Origin of the sequence: Falsiroseomonas sp. (assembly GCF_051860665.1) — a bacterium.
Lineage (GTDB): Bacteria > Pseudomonadota > Alphaproteobacteria > Acetobacterales > Acetobacteraceae > Falsiroseomonas.
Genome location: NZ_JBHYDM010000005.1, coordinates 256,369 through 271,775, shown reverse-complemented (window position 1 = coordinate 271,775; position 15,407 = coordinate 256,369). Strand labels below are relative to the sequence as shown.

Annotated in this window: 17 protein-coding genes; 7 read left to right on the top strand and 10 right to left on the bottom strand. The window is 71.1% G+C overall.

Annotation, left to right across the window (positions count from 1 at the left end; translation table 11 throughout):
* Position 1 precedes the first annotated feature (1 nt).
* The 6 genes from pheS to ACTIF1_RS07965 all read right to left on the bottom strand — a co-directional run bounded on the left by pheS (position 2) and on the right by ACTIF1_RS07965 (position 5,712).
* Positions 2–1,087, bottom strand: coding sequence for a phenylalanine--tRNA ligase subunit alpha (gene pheS, locus ACTIF1_RS07990; protein ID WP_439595858.1), 1,086 nt, complete (start codon positions 1,085–1,087; stop codon positions 2–4).
* An 80-nt stretch (positions 1,088–1,167) separates the two neighbouring features.
* Positions 1,168–1,533: a 50S ribosomal protein L20 gene (gene rplT, locus ACTIF1_RS07985; RefSeq protein WP_439595857.1), complete on the bottom strand. Its 366-nt coding sequence runs from the start codon at positions 1,531–1,533 to the stop codon at positions 1,168–1,170.
* Positions 1,534–1,548: 15 nt separating this feature from the next.
* Positions 1,549–1,755: a 50S ribosomal protein L35 gene (gene rpmI / locus ACTIF1_RS07980; protein WP_168054448.1), complete on the bottom strand. Its 207-nt coding sequence runs from the start codon at positions 1,753–1,755 to the stop codon at positions 1,549–1,551.
* A gap of 414 nt (positions 1,756–2,169) precedes the next feature.
* The gene (locus ACTIF1_RS07975) at positions 2,170–3,141 is read right to left on the bottom strand and encodes an ATP-grasp domain-containing protein (protein WP_439595856.1); all 972 of its coding nucleotides are present in this window, start codon (positions 3,139–3,141) and stop codon (positions 2,170–2,172) included.
* A gap of 128 nt (positions 3,142–3,269) precedes the next feature.
* Positions 3,270–4,145, bottom strand: coding sequence for a metallophosphoesterase family protein (locus ACTIF1_RS07970; protein ID WP_439595855.1), 876 nt, complete (start codon positions 4,143–4,145; stop codon positions 3,270–3,272).
* A 13-nt stretch (positions 4,146–4,158) separates the two neighbouring features.
* Complete coding sequence (locus tag ACTIF1_RS07965) at positions 4,159–5,712, bottom strand: ABC transporter substrate-binding protein (RefSeq protein WP_439595854.1); 1,554 nt, start codon at positions 5,710–5,712, stop codon at positions 4,159–4,161.
* 186 nt (positions 5,713–5,898) lie between these two features.
* On the opposite strand from ACTIF1_RS07965, the gene ACTIF1_RS07960 reads away from it, so the two are divergent.
* The 7 genes from ACTIF1_RS07960 to ACTIF1_RS07930 all read left to right on the top strand — a co-directional run bounded on the left by ACTIF1_RS07960 (position 5,899) and on the right by ACTIF1_RS07930 (position 12,827).
* A complete protein-coding gene (locus ACTIF1_RS07960) occupies positions 5,899–6,363 on the top strand; it encodes a hypothetical protein (protein WP_439595853.1) in 465 nt (154 codons plus the stop codon).
* Between the two features lie 66 nt (positions 6,364–6,429).
* Positions 6,430–7,260, top strand: a complete 831-nt coding sequence (gene dapF, locus ACTIF1_RS07955; protein WP_439595852.1) for a diaminopimelate epimerase — start codon at positions 6,430–6,432, stop codon at positions 7,258–7,260.
* Positions 7,257–8,504, top strand: coding sequence for a tRNA (N(6)-L-threonylcarbamoyladenosine(37)-C(2))-methylthiotransferase MtaB (gene mtaB, locus ACTIF1_RS07950; RefSeq protein ID WP_439595851.1), 1,248 nt, complete (start codon positions 7,257–7,259; stop codon positions 8,502–8,504). Before dapF ends, mtaB begins: the two co-directional genes overlap by 4 nt.
* 399 nt (positions 8,505–8,903) lie before the next feature.
* The gene (gene ftsY / locus ACTIF1_RS07945; RefSeq protein WP_439595893.1) at positions 8,904–9,791 is read left to right on the top strand and encodes a signal recognition particle-docking protein FtsY; all 888 of its coding nucleotides are present in this window, start codon (positions 8,904–8,906) and stop codon (positions 9,789–9,791) included.
* A 180-nt stretch (positions 9,792–9,971) separates the two neighbouring features.
* Positions 9,972–10,751: a DUF4189 domain-containing protein gene (locus tag ACTIF1_RS07940; protein ID WP_439595850.1), complete on the top strand. Its 780-nt coding sequence runs from the start codon at positions 9,972–9,974 to the stop codon at positions 10,749–10,751.
* Positions 10,752–10,761: 10 nt separating this feature from the next.
* The gene (locus ACTIF1_RS07935) at positions 10,762–11,793 is read left to right on the top strand and encodes a transporter substrate-binding domain-containing protein (RefSeq protein WP_439595849.1); all 1,032 of its coding nucleotides are present in this window, start codon (positions 10,762–10,764) and stop codon (positions 11,791–11,793) included.
* An 11-nt stretch (positions 11,794–11,804) separates the two neighbouring features.
* On the top strand, positions 11,805–12,827 hold the full coding sequence (locus tag ACTIF1_RS07930) for a transporter substrate-binding domain-containing protein (protein WP_439595848.1): 1,023 nt from the start codon (positions 11,805–11,807) through the stop codon (positions 12,825–12,827).
* 3 nt (positions 12,828–12,830) lie between these two features.
* Here ACTIF1_RS07930 and ACTIF1_RS07925 read toward each other — a convergent pair whose 3' ends face one another.
* From ACTIF1_RS07925 to ACTIF1_RS07910, 4 genes are all read right to left on the bottom strand, one after another.
* Positions 12,831–13,181 carry a hypothetical protein gene (locus tag ACTIF1_RS07925; RefSeq protein WP_439595847.1) on the bottom strand — a complete coding sequence of 117 codons (351 nt, stop codon included), beginning with the start codon at positions 13,179–13,181 and terminating at the stop codon, positions 12,831–12,833.
* Positions 13,182–13,192: 11 nt separating this feature from the next.
* Positions 13,193–13,762 carry an NUDIX domain-containing protein gene (locus ACTIF1_RS07920; protein ID WP_439595846.1) on the bottom strand — a complete coding sequence of 190 codons (570 nt, stop codon included), beginning with the start codon at positions 13,760–13,762 and terminating at the stop codon, positions 13,193–13,195.
* An 87-nt stretch (positions 13,763–13,849) separates the two neighbouring features.
* Positions 13,850–14,059 (bottom strand): hypothetical protein, encoded by a 210-nt coding sequence (locus ACTIF1_RS07915; RefSeq protein ID WP_439595845.1) that lies wholly within the window; start codon positions 14,057–14,059, stop codon positions 13,850–13,852.
* Positions 14,060–14,210: 151 nt separating this feature from the next.
* Positions 14,211–15,404, bottom strand: a complete 1,194-nt coding sequence (locus ACTIF1_RS07910; RefSeq protein WP_439595844.1) for a phosphoglycerate kinase — start codon at positions 15,402–15,404, stop codon at positions 14,211–14,213.
* Between the last annotated feature and the right edge of the window lie 3 nt (positions 15,405–15,407).

Sequence of the window (15,407 nt, the reverse complement as noted above, 5' to 3'; positions counted from 1 at the left end):
CTCAGATCCCCTCATGCAGGCTGGCCGGCGCCAGCGGATCGGCGGCCCAGTGGCGCAGCCAGCGCAGGTCGCTTTCGTAGAAGGGGCGCAGGTCGGGCATGCCGTGCTTCAGCATGGTGATGCGCTCGATCCCCATGCCGAAGGCAAAACCCTGCCACTCCCGCGGGTCCAGTCCGCAATTCGCCAGCACCTTGGGATGCACCATGCCGCTGCCCAGAATCTCCAGCCAGTCACCGCCGCCACCCAGCTCGCCGGTCTTCCGGTTCCAGCCGATGTCCACTTCCATCGAGGGCTCGGTGAAGGGGAAGTAGCTGCTGCGAAACCGCACCGGCAGGTCAGAGATGCCGAAGAAGGCGCGCAAAAAGTCCGTCAGGCAGCCCTTGAGATGTCCGAGCGTGATGCCGCGATCGATCACCAGCCCCTCCACCTGATGGAACATCGGGCTATGCGTCGCATCATGGTCGGCGCGATAGGTGCGGCCCGGCGCGATGATGCGGATGGGCGGCTGTCCGCCCAGCATGGTGCGGATCTGCAAGGGCGAGGTCTGCGTGCGCAGCACCAGCCGCTGCCCGCCCGCATCCGTGCCCGGCATGTAGAAGGTATCGTGGTCCTGCCGCGCCGGATGATGGTCCGGGATGTTCAGCGCGCCGAAATTGTACCAGTCGCCCTCGATATCCGGCCCCTCGACCACCCGGAACCCCATGCTGCCGAAGATCGCGGTCAGCTCCTCGATGGTCCGGCTGATCGGGTGAATCCCGCCCTCCGCCGCCGTGCCCGGCGCGAAAGGCCGCGGCGGCAGCGAAACATCCAGCCGCTCCGCCTTCAGCCGCGCTTCCAGCGCCGCCGCCTCCAGCGCCGTCTTCCGGGCCTCCAGCAGCGCCTCGACCTCGCCCTTCAGGCGATTGAGCGCAGCCCCACGCTCCTTCCGCTGCTCCGCCGGCACCGCGCCGAGCCCCTTGAGCAGCCCGCTCAGACTGCCGGACTTGCCCAGCACCGCCACGCGTACCGCATCCAACGCCCGCAGATCCGCGGCGCCGGCCAGCGCCGCCTCCGCGTCCGCACGCAACACCGCAAGGTCATCCGTCATCATGCCAGCATCCGGATACGGAAAAGGCCGCCCCCTGCGGGACGGCCCTCCTGTTTGGTCTTCAGTCCGAACCGAACGGTTCAGGCCTGCGCGGGGAGGGCGCCCTTCGCCTTCTCGACGATGGCCGCAAAACCCGCCGCATCATCATAGGCCAGCGCCGCCAGCATCTTGCGGTCGATCTCGATATTCGCCGCCTTGATGCCCGCCATGAAGCGGGAATAGGTGATGCCGTGCTCACGCACCGCGGCATTGATGCGCTGGATCCAGAGACCCCGGAAATCACGCTTCTTGTTGCGACGGTCGCGATAGGCATACTGCAGCGCCTTCTCGACCCGCTCCAAGGCAGGACGATAGGCGGTGGAAGACCGGCCGACATAGCCCTTGGCGAGCTTGAGGACCTTCTTGTGACGGGCGTGCTTGGTTACGCCGCGCTTCACACGTGCCATGGCTCAGATCCCCCCTTACCGGCTCGAACCGTAAGGCATCCACTGCTTCACCGTGTCACTGTCCTGCTTCGGCAGCAGGAAAGTGCCGCGGTTCTGCCGCTTCATCTTGTTCGTCTTCGCCGTCAGCATGTGGCGCTTGTTGCCCACACCCGCCTTCACCCGGCCGGACGCGGTCAGCGTGAAGCGCTTCTTCACACTGGACTTGGTCTTCATCTTGGGCATTTGGACCTCCACTCGGTCTGGCCGGTCCCACTCACCCCAGCCCCCCTCTCAGAGAACCAGACCGCACCATGCGGCAAGGACACGTATCCGCGGCCAGGCATGCCCAACCAGAGGCCATGACTCGCGGAGCGCGGCTTGTAGCGGCGCGAAGGCCGGTGCGCAAGCGAGAGGGTGGCGCGGGTGGCATGCAGGGGGACGCTGTCCCCCTGCACCCCCTGCCAAGGGGCAGTGGCCCCTTGGAACCCATTGATTCATGAACAGAAATGGAGAGGGGCCGGAGGTACCGCATGTTCGGCGGTCCTACCGGCCCCTCTCCATTTCTGTTCAAGGTCCTGAGGTCCAGGAGGCCACTGCCTCCTGGCGGGAGGGTGCAGGGAGGGCAGAGCCCTCCCTGCAATCACGCAGCGCCGTCCCTCACGCCGCCGCCGCCAGGGCCTCCCGTCGCAGCAGCGCGGTCAGGTGCGCGGCGATGGCGCCCATGCCGGTTTGGGGGCCGGTGCGGCCGGCGCGGGATTCGGCGTCGGCGTTGTAGTTGGTGTTGGTGTTCACGTCGTAGGCGAAGGTTTGGCCTTGGGTGTCGGTGATGAATTCGATGGCGCCGACGCCGATGTGGTTGGCCAGCAGGAAGGCTTCCATGCGGTGGATCAGGGGGTGCTGGAAGTTGTCCAGGATGTTGAATTTGTGCGTGGGCGCCACGGCCGGGCAGGCGGCGCCTTCGCCGATGTTGCAGGCATCCGCCGGGCAGAGTTCGAAGCCTTCGGAGGTATCGACCTGCACGGCATACAGGAAGCGGCCGCCGACGAATTCGGCGCGGCTGATGAAGGGCTTGGCGGCTTCGATGTAGCGTTGGACCAGCCAGATGCCGTCGCGGGGATGGGCTTCGGGGTCCGCGGTGACGTCGAGCAGCGCGAGGGCTTCGCGCAGGCCGGCCTCGCTGCGCACCAGGCGGACGCCCAGGCCCTTGCCCGCGCGGTTGTGCTTGAGGATCAGCGGGTAGCCGAGTTTCGCGGCGGCTTCCGGGATGTTTTCGCGGCCGATGACCGCGAGGGTGGCGGGCACCGGGATGCCGTGGATGGCGAGCGCCTGGTATTGCGCGACCTTGGAGAGTTCGAGTTGCAGCGCGCGGCGGCCGTTCACCAGGGGGCGGTTGTGCCGTTCCAGCTGTTCGATCACGGCGCCGGCGTATTCGGGGGCGTAGATATGCCCGCGGGTGTGGGAGGAAGCGCTCATCCGGTTGTAGAAGACGCCGGGCGGCGGCGGCCGGTTCAGGTCCAGCACGCCGCGGTCCAGGAACCATTCCTCGAAGGGCGTGCCGAGGCTGGCGAAGGCGCTGCGCAGCGGTTCCACCCAGGCGTCGTTCTCGTGGATGACATGCACCTTGGTCATGGTCGGGGATCCCCTGCGGCCGGCTGATTTCCAGCCGAGAGAAGAGGATTTTTCCACGGAAAGGCAATAGGCAGGCCTCAGAAAGATTTTCTCTCTACTGAGACATAATTCTGCGCGAAAATGCGGTTCTAGGCGGCGGCGTCGCCGAGCACGGATCGCTCCGCCTCCGGCGGGCAGGGCGGCATGTCGCGCAGGAACTTGTAGCGGCCATGGCCCTTCAGCGCCGCCAGGTCATGCGGCACGGCGCCCGGCAGGAGCAGCTCGGCGACCAGGGCCTCGGGGCCGCTAAAATCCACGGTCACGGCGCCCACGGCGGGCGTGCCGCCATGGCTGGCCGAGCCCAGGAAGGCCAGCGCCGGCAGCCAGAGGTGGCGGATGCCCTCCACCACGCGGTCGCGGCTGCTGTGCAGATGGCCGCTGATGACCATGCGCACGCCGCCTTCCCGCAGCATCGGCAGCAGCGCGGCGCGGGGCGCGGGGTTGAGGGAGGAGGCGGTCGCCTCCGCCTCATCCGCGCTTTCGACGAAGAGCGGCTTGTGCAGCACCAGCGCCACCGGCCGCCCCTCGGCGCCGGCCAGTTGCTGGGCGAGCCAGGCGGTCTGCTCGGTTTCCTCCCGCAGGCCGGAGCCGAAAAGCTGCGCGTTCACGCCGAGAAGCCGCCAGGCGCCGATATCCAGGGTGAAGCGGTCGCTGCCGAAGGCCTCGTTCCAGCGGGCGAGGCGGGGGGCGTCGATCAGCTGGTTCGGATCCTGGCCGGGCGGTTCGTCGCCCACATCGTGGTTGCCCGGCAGGGCCAGCACCTGGCCGCGCAGGCGCGACAGCGCGCGGGCGGCGAAATCCATCTCGGCGTCGCTGTCCGGGCCATTGATGCAGAGGTCGCCATTGACGATCACGCCCGCCGCCCCCGCGGCATTGGCGGCCACGCAGGCGATCCGGAAATTGTCCCAGAAGAAGCCGTGCGTGGGCGAGAGATGCAGGTCGGACAGGAAGACGATCTTGCTCATGACGGGCGGCCCTTCAGGTAAAGCGCAGCTGGGAGGCGCGGAAATCCATGTAATACAGCGGCGGATGCTGCCACTGGATGGCGCGCCGCTTGGCGTAGTATTCGCGCACCGGGTAGAGGATCAGCGCGGGCGCCTCCGCCTCGAATTCATCGAGCAGCGCCAGCCACAGGCGCTTCCGCTCGGCCGGCTCGGTGGCCAGGCGCAGGGCGCGGACCAGCTCGTTGAACCGCACCGGCTGCCAGAAGCCGTTCTTCTGCAGCGAATAATCCTCCGCCAGATGCACGGCGAGGCCGCCGCCCAGCGGGTCCGGGAAGCGGAAGGCGATGGAGGTGGGGCGGATATCGGCGCCGGGCTGGGTGATCAGCGAGAGATTTTCGCGCGTCTCCAGCCGCGTCTTCAGGCCGACCGCCTGCCACATCTGCTGCACGATCTGCACCGCCTGCAGCATCTGCAGGTAGTAGCCGGGGGCGATGCGGATGACGATTTCCTCGCCCCGGTAGTCGGCCTCCCGCAGCAGGCGGCGCGAGAGATCCGGGTCATAGGCAAAGCCGCGGCGGTTGGCGTCGTACAACTCGCCGAAGGCCGGAATCTGCAGCGCGGTCATCGGCTGGAAGGCGGCGCCCCATAGGCTGCGCCCCAAGAGTTCCGTGTCCACCGCATGGTTCAGGGCGCGCCGCACCCGCACGTCGCGCAGCGCCGGGCGGCTGGTGTCGTAGTAGAGGATGTGCGCGAAATCGAGCGCCACATCGACGCCTTCCAGCGTCGGATGCCGCGCCAGCCCCTCGATCTGCTCCGGCAGCAGATTGGTCACCAGGTCGTAGTCCCCGGCCTGGAGTCCGGCGAGGCGGGAGGAAGCCTCGGGCACCACGCTGAACACCAGCTGCTTCGCCGGCGGCCGGCCCTGCCAATAGTCGTCATGGCTCTCCAGCACGGCGCGCTGGTCCCGCTGGAAACTCGCCACGCGATAGGGCCCGCTGCCGATCGGCCTTGCCCGCAGCCCGTCCCGGCCGGTCTCGGCATAGGCCTTGGCCGAGTGGATCCAGCCGCCATAGGCCGCCAGCCGCTGCGGCATGACGGGGTCCGGCGTGCGGGTGCGGAACACCACGCGCCACGCCCCCTCGGCCTCCACCCCCGCCAGATGGCCGAAGTTCACGCGGCCCTCGAAGGTCTGGACGGGGTCGCCCCACATGCGCTCGGCGGAGAAGGTGGAGAGCACGTCGGCGGAGGTCAGCTCACCCCCGTCCTGCAGCCGCACGCCTTCGCGCAGCGTCGCCACCCAGCTCAGCGGGTCCCGCTGTTCCAGGCTGGTGGCGAGGAAGGGCGTGAGATGCTGCCCGCCCTGCGCGGCCTCGGCCGCAAAGTCGCGGCGCCAGAGGGTGTCAAAGACATTGGTGGTGATGCGCAGCCCAACGTTCGAAATCGCCTCCAGTGGCTCCAGCGTCGGCGGCAGGGCCTGCACGGCGATGCGCAGCACGGGCCGGGTATCGGCCTGGGCGCCGGCCACGCGCGGCAGCAGGGCAGGGGTGGCGAGCGGTGCGGCCAGCAGGGCGCGGCGGCTGAGGGTCACGGGCAATGGCTCCTTCGGCGCGGCGCAAGCTAGGCGCGGGCGGCGACAGGGCGATGACAGCTGGATGTGCGCGGCGTGACCGTCGGCCGCGGGTTCCGGGCAGGCGGCGCAGCCTCTATATCTTCGGGCGACCGCGCCCGGCCAACATCATCGGCGCCGATCGAACGGGTGGAGCGGCGTCGCAGCATGCTGTCCTGGAAGGCCGTGGCCGGCGGCATCGCGCGACTGCTGAGCTATTTCGTCGTCGTGCAGCTGTTCAAGCTGGTCTTCGCCCTCGGCGCGGCGCGGGGGGAGGCCGGCTGGTCCCTCGTTTTCGCGGGGGTCGCCAGCCAATTGGCCGGATGGGGGGTGGCCGTGGCCTGGGCCGTGGCGCTGGGCCGGCGGGATGGCCGCCGCTGGTCGCGCGACGTCGCCCGCATCGGAGAAGAGGCCGCCGCCGCGCGCGGCCGCCGCCTCTGCGAGGCGCTGGCCTGCATCGGCATCCTGGCCGCGCTGCCCTCCGCCTATGCCCTCGGCGCCGCCCTGGGCGAGGGTTTTGTTGTGCCCTTCGCGCATGCCCTGGCCGCCTGGCTGCTGTCCTTCGTCCTGGTCGTCCTCGCCTATATGCGTGCCCTGCATCGCCTTCGCGGCGCCGCGACGGGCCTGGGATGACGATCCGCAGGGGCCCGGCCTCCGGCGCGGGTTTCATGCGGCAGCCGGGCGCTCTATATCCGCGGGGTGACCACGCAATTCCGCAAGATGCACGGGCTGGGCAACGACTTCGTCGTGCTGGATGCGCGTGCCCGCCCGCTGGCGATCACGCCGGCCGCCGCCGCCGCCATCGCCGACCGCCACTTCGGCATCGGCTGCGACCAGTTCATCGTCATGGAGCCCGGCACCGACGGCGCCGATGTCTTCATGCGCATCCGCAACCCGGATGGCTCCGAGGCCGGCGCCTGCGGCAATGCCACGCGCTGCGTCGCCTCGCTGGTGGCGGATGAGGCGGCAAGCGATCGCGTGGTGGTCCGCACCATCGCCGGCGACCTGCCGGTGGAGCGCCTGCCCGGCGGTCTCTGGCGCGCCGATATGGGCCCGGCGCGGCTCGGCTGGCAGGAGGTGCCGCTGGCCTTCGAGGCGGATACGCTGCACCTGCCGCTGGCCCGCGGTGCGGTGGCGGACCCCGCTGCCTGCTCCATGGGCAATCCGCACGCCACCTTCTTCGTCCGCGACCTGGATCGGGTTCCGGTGGCCGAGATCGGCCCGGGCCTGGAACACGACCCCATCTTCCCCGACCGCGCCAATATCGGCTTCGCCCAAATCCTCTCGCCCGAGCATATGCGGCTGGTGATCTGGGAGCGTGGCGCCGGCATCACGCTCGCCTGCGGCTCCGGCGCCTGCGCCGCCATGGTCAATGCGCATCGCCGGGGCCTCACCGGCCGGCGCGCCACCATCACCATGCCGGGCGGCGACCTGCAGATGGAGTGGCGGGAGGATGGGCATGTGCTGATGACCGGTCCCGTCGCCACCGCCTTCACGGGCACGCTGGACCTCTCGGCCTATGCCGGATGAGCCTGCGGACGCTGAATTTCGGCTGCCGCCTGAATGCCTATGAGACCGAGGCGATGCGGGTCCTGGCCACGCAGGCCGGCCACGGCGCCGAGACGCTGATCGTCAATACCTGCGCCGTGACGGCGGAGGCCGAGGCGCAGGCCCGCCAGGCCATCCGCCGCGCCGCCCGCGAAAACCCCGAGGCGCGCATCCTGGTCACCGGCTGCGCCGCGCAGATCGCGCCCGCGGCATGGGCGGCGCTGCCGGGCGTCGCGCGCATCATCGGCAATGCCGACAAGCTGCGCCCCGAATCCTGGGATCTTTCCGCGCCCGCCGCCCCGGTCTCCGACATCATGCGGGCCGAGGCCGCGGCGCCGCTGCCGGTGACGGAATTCGCCGGCCGCGCCCGCGCCCTGGTCCAGGTGCAGCAGGGCTGCGACCATCGCTGCACCTTCTGCGTCATCCCCCAGGGCCGCGGCCCCTCCCGCTCCGTCCCTATCGGCCTGGTGGTGGAGCAGGTGCGCGGCCTGGTGGCGCAGGGCTATCGGGAGGTGGTGCTCACGGGGGTCGATATCGCCAGCTACGGCCCGGACCTGCCCGGCCAGCCGCGCCTCGGCCAGATGGTGCGGCGGCTGCTGGCGCTGGTGCCGGACCTGCCGCGGCTGCGCCTGTCCTCGCTCGACCCCGCCGGGATGGATGCGGACCTCTGGCGGCTGCTGGCGGAGGAGCCGCGCTTCATGCCGCATCTGCACCTGTCCCTGCAGCATGGCGCGGACCTGATCCTGAAGCGCATGAAGCGCCGCCACAGCCGGGCGGGGGCCCTGGCGCTGGCCCGCCGCGCCCGCGCGCTGCGGCCGGAGGTGGCGCTGGGCGCCGACCTCATCGCCGGCTTCCCCACCGAGACCGAGGCCCATTTTTCGGAATTGCTGGACCTGGTGGGAGAGGCCGGGCTCAGCTTCCTGCACGTCTTCCCCTTCTCCGCCCGCCCCAACACGCCCGCCGCACGCATGCCGCAACTGCCCGTGCCGTTGCGGCGGGAGCGGGCGGCGCGGCTGCGGGAGGCTGGCGCCGCGGCGCGCCGCGCGCTGTTTGCCAGCCGGCTCGGCCGGGTGGAGCAGGTGCTGCTGGAACAGGGTGGCCGCGGCCATACCGAACAATTCGCCCCGGTCCGGATCGCGGCGGGCCCAGCGCCCGCCGCCGGCAGCCTGCGCCCGATGCGCGTGCTCGCCGCCGACGACCAGGGCCTGATCGCGGAGGCAGCCTGAGCCATGGCACTCAAGGGATTCTGGGACCGGCTGCGCGGCCGCGAGGCCGTCACCCCGCCCCCGGCGCAGCCCGCCACGCCCGCGCCCCCGGGGCCGGAGACGCCGCCCGCGCCGATGCTGCCGCCGGTGGCACCGCTGCCCCCCAGGCCGGCCGTGCCGCCGCCCTTCACCGCGCCGCCCGCGCCGACGCCGGCGCCGGAGCCCGAGCCCGCCCTGCCGGAGCCGCCGCCGGAGGCCCTCCCGCCCGCCGATCCGCAGGCCGCCCTCGCCGAGGCCCTGGCCAGCAGCGAGCCGGAAGCCACCGCCGCGCCAGAACCCGAGCCCGCGCCCGAGGCTGAAGCCGAACCCGAGGCTGAACCGGCCAGCGGCGGCGGCTGGTTCGCCCGCCTCAAGACCGGCCTGTCCCGCTCCACCGCCCGCCTCACCGATGCGCTGACCACCGTCTTCCGCAAGCGCAAGCTGGACGATGCGGCGCTGGAGGAGTTGGAGGATACGCTGATCGCCGCCGATCTCGGCGTCGCCGCATCCCGCCGCATCGTCACGGGCTTCCGGAAGACCCGCTTCGGCAAGGAGGTCTCGGACGAGGAGGTGAAGGGCGCACTGGCGGATGCCATCGCCGAGATCCTCGCCCCCGTCGCCCGGCCGCTCGAGATCCGCCGCGACCATGCGCCGCATGTGGTGCTGGTCGTCGGCGTGAACGGCACCGGCAAGACCACCACCATCGCCAAGCTCGGCCAGCAGTACCGCGCCCAGGGCCTCAAGGTGATGTTCGCCGCCGGCGACACCTTCCGGGCCGCGGCGGTGGAGCAGTTGCAGATCTGGGGGGATCGCACCGGCTGTGCCGTGGTCGCACCCGCGAAGATGGGCGCCGATGCGGCGGGGCTCGCGCATGACGCCCTGGCCCGGGCGCGCGCGGAAGGCATGGACCTGCTGCTGATCGACACCGCCGGGCGCCTGCACAACAAGTCCGCGCTGATGGAGGAGCTGGCCAAGATCATCCGCGTGATCCGCAAGCTGGACCCCACCGCGCCGCATTCCGTGCTGCTGACGCTGGATGCGACCACCGGCCAGAACGCGCTGCAGCAGGTGAAGACCTTCAAGGACATGGTGGCCGTGAGCGGCCTTGCCGTGACCAAGCTGGATGGCAGCGCGAAGGGCGGCGTGGTGGTGGCGCTGGCCCAGGAGATCGGCCTGCCGGTGCATTTCGTCGGCGTCGGCGAGAAGGCGGCGGATCTGCGGCCCTTCACGGCGCGGGATTTTGCCCGAGGGTTGGTCGGGTTAGGCTGAAAGGCGACGACGTATCGCGCGATGAAACGCCACGCGGCCCGTCAAGATCCCATGCCGCGATACAGGGCGGGTTGTGTTCAACTTATTGTCAAATGAATCACGCTGGCGATAGGATCGGGATCGGATAGTTTCGACTGCGACGCGCAATCGCTGATGCGCGGGCGTGGAGACGATCACCCGATGCGCCGAAGCCTTCTCAGCCTGGCCCTGCTGCTGCTCCTGCCCCTCGCGGCCCAGGCGCAGACGGGCAATCCGCTACACGATCAGCTCTCCGCCCTGGAGGAGCCGCCCCGCCGGGCGGAGGTCTTCCGCGCGATCACGGGCCGGGGGGCCGGCTGCCAGGCGATCATCGCCACCTATTTCGCGGGCTTCGATGCGGATCGCACCGCCTATTGGGATGCGCGCTGCCGGGAGGGCGCGCTCTATCGCCTGGCCCTGCCGCCGCAGCGTTTCGCGCAGCCCAGCCTGTCCGTCTGCGGCGCGCTGGGGGGCGGGCTGGCGGCCGGGCCCTGCTTCCAGCCGGTCGGCACCGCCGCCTCCGCAAGGGTGACCACCGGCGTCGGCGTGCAGCTGGCCAGCACCGGCAGCGGCGCACCGCCGGCCAATAGCCGCTTCGGCGCCGTCTACGCGACCGATGTGCCGCTGGCCGCCTTCGGCTTCAGCAATGGCGCCAGCGACCGGCTGGCGGTGAACACCGCCGCGGTGCGGGCCTGCCAGGGCATGGCCGGGCGCAGCCCCTGCAAGTTCCTGGGCGAGATCGTCAATCGCTGCGGCGCGCTGGTGCAGGCGGTGACGCGGCACCCGAATGCCGTGGTCATGACGGGCGACCTCAGCACCATGGTGCTGGCGCGCAACTTCCCCGGCCTCGGCGCGACGGTGCAGGAGGCGGAGGCACAGGCGATGGAGGCCTGCCGGGCCGTCCCCGGCGCCACCTGCCGCGTCGCGGCTTCCGGCTGCTAGGGCGATGATCATGCGCAAGCTCCTGGCGGCCGCCTTCCTCTGCCTCGCGGCTCCCGCCCTGGCGCAGCCGGCCGCCCCGCCGAATGCCCTGGCCACGCTGAAGGCGCGCGGCACGCTGGTCTGCGGCGTCAATGGCGCGCTGCCCGGCTTCTCCGCCCCCGATGCCACGGGCGCCATGCAGGGCTTCGATGCCGATTTCTGCCGCGCCGTCGCCGCCGCGGCGCTGGGGGATGCGACAAAAGTCCGCTTCGTGCCGATCGAGACGCCGGATGAGGGCCTGGCGGCGCTGGGGGAGCGCCGCATCGACCTGCTGGCGCGCAACACCACCTTCACCTACTCGCGGGAGGCCGGGCGGCCCGTCGCCTTCGCCGGCATCACCTTCTTCGACGGCCAGGGCCTGCTGGTGCCGCAGGAGGCCGGCATCGCCAGCCTTCGCCACCTGGACGGCAAGCGCATCTGCGTCACCGGCATCGCCGGCTCCACGGGGCGGGAGGTGGTGGAGAGCGAGGCCGCGCGCCTCGGCATCACGGTGACGGTCATCGAGGCCGGCGGCGGGACCGCGCTGCTGCAGGCGCTGGCCGCCGGGCGGTGCGAGGCCGCCTCCACCGATGCCTCCCAGCTCGCCATTCGCCGCGTCACCGAACTCGCCAACCCCGATGCCTTCGTCCTGCTGCGGGAGGTGCTGAGCCGCGAACCGCTCGGCCTGCTGGTGCGGGAGGAGGAGGAGGCGCTGCGCCAGGTGGTCTTCTGGGTGGTGCAGGCGATGCTGGAGGCCGACGAATTCGGCGTCACCAGCACCAATCTGCTGGCCATGCTGCAATCCAACGACCCGGCGCTGCGCCGGCTGATCGGGGTGGAGGAGGGGCTCGGCGCCGCGATCGGGCTGGATTCGGACTGGTCGCAGCGCCTGCTGGCCCAGGTCGGCTCCTATGCCGAGGTCTTCGACCGCCATCTCGGCGCCGGCAGCCGCTTCGGGCTGGACCGCGGCCCCAACGACAATTGGCGGCGCGGGGGGCTGATGTTCCCCCTGCCGCTGCGCTGAGGACCGCGCCCATGCGCCTGAAACTGATCCTCGGCCTTGCCGCCGCCCTTTCCCTGGCCTTGCCCGGCATGGCCGCCGCGCAGGCCACGCTGGAGCAGGTGCGCGCCCGGGGCGAGCTGCTCTGCGCCACCAATACCGGCCTGGCCGGCTTCGCCCAGGCGGATGCGCAAGGCGTGGTGCGCGGCCTGGCGGCGGATACCTGCCGGGCCATCGCGGCCGCCGCGCTGGGCGATGCCGCCCGGGTGCGCTTCCTGCCGATGACCCCGCCGCAGGCCCTGGCCGCGGTACGGGAGGGGCGGGCCGATGTCGCCTCCGCCAATCTGACGCAGACGATGAGCCGGGATGCCGGGCTCGGCCTTTCCCCCGCGGGGGTGAACTTCTTCGATGGCCAGGGCTTCCTGGTGCCGCTGGCCGCCGGGGTGAGGGAGGCGAAGGCGCTGGACGGGCGTCGCATCTGCGTGGCCCCGGGCACCTCCAACGACCAGGCGCTGGCGGATGCGGCGCGGCGCCTCGGCATCGCCTTCGCCGCGGTGGACACGCCGAGCTTCGCCGAGATGCGGGAGGCCTATGCCGCCGGGCGCTGCGAGGTGGCCAGCGCCGACCTCTCCACCCTCATCGCCCTGCGGCAGACCGGCACGGCGGAGCCCACGGCGCATGCCCTGCTGCCCGAGATCATCAGCCGGGAGCCGCTGGGCCCGCTGGTGCGCGACGGCGATCCGCACTGGCGCAGCCTGGTCTTCTGGGTGGTGAATGTGATGCTGGAAGGGGAGGCGCGCGACATCGGCACCGGCACGGCGGCCGCCCGCCGGGCCGATCCCTCGCCGCTGGTCCGCCGCATCCTGGGCGCGGAGCCCGGCCTCGGCGCGCCACTGGGCCTGCCGGATGACTGGGCCTTCCGCGTGCTCAGCCAGGTCGGCAACTACGCCGAGGTCTATGAGCGCAGCCTGGGCGAAGGCTCAGCCCTGAAGCTGGAGCGCGGGCTGAATGCGCTCTGGAGCCGGGGCGGGCTGATGTACCCGATCCCGATGCGCTGAGGCCTATTCGAGGGGGATGCGCAGCCGCGCCCCCGGCGCCAGGTCCTTGAACAGCTGGTCCTGGCGGCCTGTCAGATGTTCCCGGCCGAAGGTGAAGCCGCGGCGCTGCTCGCGCTCCTCGATGATGGCGGGCTCCAGCACCGGGCCGACGGGGCGGGCGAAGATATCGGGCGGCGCCTGGATGTCCCGGTTCGGCATCGGCGCCAGGTCGCCCACCACGATCGGCGGGCGCATCAGGCCGCCGAGCGGCGGCGCGGCCGGCGGCGGCTCGGGCAGGGGCAGCGTGTCCAGCGGGCGGCGACGTTGCGCCAGGGCCGCGCCGGGGGCCAGCAGGGCCAGGCCGGCGAGGATCATGCCGCGCCGCCTCATGCCGCGGCCTCCGCCGCGCTGGGGGGCAGGGGGGTCGTGCCGCGCAGATCGGCCGGCGGATTGCCGCGCGGCACGCCGAGCGGACCCTCACCCGCCTCCCGCCAGTGCTGCAAGACCCAATGGACGGAGGGAAAGGCCAGCTCGTCCCAGGGGATCTCCGCCCAGTCGAAAAGCCGGACCTCCAGGCTCTCCGGCCCGGGGGCGAAATGCGGTGTGGCGAGGCTGGCGCGGAACAGGATCTGCACCTGGCCGATGCGGGCGATGGAATAGATGGCCAGGACGCCGTCCAGCCGCAGATCGGCACAGGCTTCCTCCCGCGCTTCCCGCAGCGCGCCTTCCTCCACCGTCTCACCGAGTTCCATATAGCCGGCGGGGATGGTCCAGAAGCCGCGGCGCGGCTCGATGGCGCGGCGGCAGAGCAGAATGCGGCCCTGCACCGCCACGACCGACCCGACGACGATCTTCGGGTTCTCATAGGCGACAAAACCGCAATCGTTGCAGGTCAGCCGCTCCCGGTCCTCCCCTTCAGGGATTCGCCGGACGAATTGGGCCATGGCCGTGGACATGCCCAAAGGGTGGCGCCGAAGCCCCCGCTTCGCAAGGCATTCCGCATCACGCCCTGGCCATTTCGGCCGCGGGGCGGTGAGGGGGAATCAGACCCGCAGGTCGAGCAGCGATCCGCGCGGCAGGGGTCCGCCCGGGGCCGCCGGCATCGCATCCAGCGTGCGCTGCTGCGGCGCCGGCACCGGCTGCAGGGGTTGCGGCATGGCGCCGGTGCCGCGGGTTTTCGCGGCGCCCTGCGTCCGGGAGACTTCCGTCGTGAAGGCGGAGAGGGAGTTCATGGCGATCATGCGCACGACCATGAAGCGGAGGTCTGAATGATCCGTGAACCGATAGGCGGAAATCCGCGGGGACGGCTTGGTGGGGCGCATGCCGGCAGGGTGCCGGCATGCGCCGTTAACGATCCAGCAACCTCTAGTGGCAAACGCGCCTCAGGTTGAGAATTCGTAAAGGCTACCTGGCCTCCAGTACCGCCACACCCGGCAGGGTCTTGCCCTCCAGCCATTCCAGGAAGGCGCCGCCGGCGGAGGAGACATAGGTCAGGCGGTCCAGCACCCCCGCATGGCGCAGGGCGGAGACGGTATCACCGCCGCCCGCGATGGACTTCAGCCCCGAGGAGGCGGTGAGGCCCGCCACCGACTGCGCGACCGCCACCGTCGCCGTGTCGAAGGGCGGGATCTCGAAGGCGCCGAAGGGGCCGTTCCAGACCAGGGTGGAGGCCTGGCGCAGCCGCTTCTCCACCAGCTCCACCGTGTCGGGTCCGACATCGAGGGCCATCATATCCTCCGGCACCCGGTCCACGGCGACCGTCCGGCTGGCCGCATTGGCGGCAAATTCGCCGGCCACCACCAGGTCCACCGGCAGGATGATCTCGCAATTCGCGGCCTTGGCCTCGGCCATGATGCTGCGCGCCGTGTCATGCATCTCGACTTCCTGCAGCGACCGGCCCATGGCGTGGCCCTGGGCGGCGAGGAAGGTATTCGCCATGGCGCCGCCGATCACCAGCACATTGACCTTCCGGGTCAGGTTGCCCAGCAACTCCAGCTTGGTGGAGATCTTGGCGCCGCCGACGATGGCGACCACGGGCCGCGCCGGATTGCCGAGCGCCGCATCCAGCGCCTTCAGCTCCGCCTCCATCAGCCGGCCGGCATAGGCAGGCAGCAGATGGGCCACGCCCTCCGTGCTCGCATGCGCGCGATGCGCGGCGGAGAAGGCGTCGTTGACATAGACATCGGCGAGCTTGGCGAGCGCGGCCGCGAGCGCCGGGTCGTTCTTCTCCTCGCCCGCATGGAAGCGGGTGTTTTCGAGCAGCAGCACCTCCCCATCGGCCAGCGCCGCCGCGGCAGCCTCCGCTTCCGGCCCGATGCAGTCCTCGGCCCAGGCGACGCGCCGGTCGAGCGCGACGGAGAGCGCCTCCGCCATCGGCTTCAGCGACATCTCCGGCACCCGCTTGCCCTTGGGCCGGTCGAAATGGCTGCAGACGATGACGCGCGCGCCCTTCTCGGCCAGTTCGCGGATGGTCGGCGCCAGGCGGTCGATGCGCGTGCGGTCGGTGATGACGCCGTCGCGCACCGGCACGTTGAGGTCGGCGCGCAGCAGCACGCGCTTGCCGGCGGGGTCCAGCGCATCAATGGTTTTGAAGCTCATGGG

Coding starts and splice junctions, on each gene's coding strand:
- ACTIF1_RS07930 (WP_439595848.1), top strand. CDS start 11,805: ATGCGCCTGAAACTGATCCTCGGCCTTGCCGCCGCCCTTTCCCTGGCC.
- ACTIF1_RS07975 (WP_439595856.1), bottom strand. CDS start 3,141: ATGACCAAGGTGCATGTCATCCACGAGAACGACGCCTGGGTGGAACCG.
- ACTIF1_RS07935 (WP_439595849.1), top strand. CDS start 10,762: ATGCGCAAGCTCCTGGCGGCCGCCTTCCTCTGCCTCGCGGCTCCCGCC.
- ACTIF1_RS07910 (WP_439595844.1), bottom strand. CDS start 15,404: ATGAGCTTCAAAACCATTGATGCGCTGGACCCCGCCGGCAAGCGCGTG.
- rplT (WP_439595857.1), bottom strand. CDS start 1,533: ATGGCACGTGTGAAGCGCGGCGTAACCAAGCACGCCCGTCACAAGAAG.
- mtaB (WP_439595851.1), top strand. CDS start 7,257: ATGAGCCTGCGGACGCTGAATTTCGGCTGCCGCCTGAATGCCTATGAG.
- ACTIF1_RS07925 (WP_439595847.1), bottom strand. CDS start 13,181: ATGATCCTCGCCGGCCTGGCCCTGCTGGCCCCCGGCGCGGCCCTGGCG.
- ACTIF1_RS07960 (WP_439595853.1), top strand. CDS start 5,899: ATGCTGTCCTGGAAGGCCGTGGCCGGCGGCATCGCGCGACTGCTGAGC.
- pheS (WP_439595858.1), bottom strand. CDS start 1,087: ATGACGGATGACCTTGCGGTGTTGCGTGCGGACGCGGAGGCGGCGCTG.
- ACTIF1_RS07920 (WP_439595846.1), bottom strand. CDS start 13,762: ATGTCCACGGCCATGGCCCAATTCGTCCGGCGAATCCCTGAAGGGGAG.
- ACTIF1_RS07940 (WP_439595850.1), top strand. CDS start 9,972: ATGCGCCGAAGCCTTCTCAGCCTGGCCCTGCTGCTGCTCCTGCCCCTC.
- ACTIF1_RS07970 (WP_439595855.1), bottom strand. CDS start 4,145: ATGAGCAAGATCGTCTTCCTGTCCGACCTGCATCTCTCGCCCACGCAC.
- rpmI (WP_168054448.1), bottom strand. CDS start 1,755: ATGCCCAAGATGAAGACCAAGTCCAGTGTGAAGAAGCGCTTCACGCTG.
- ACTIF1_RS07915 (WP_439595845.1), bottom strand. CDS start 14,059: ATGGTCGTGCGCATGATCGCCATGAACTCCCTCTCCGCCTTCACGACG.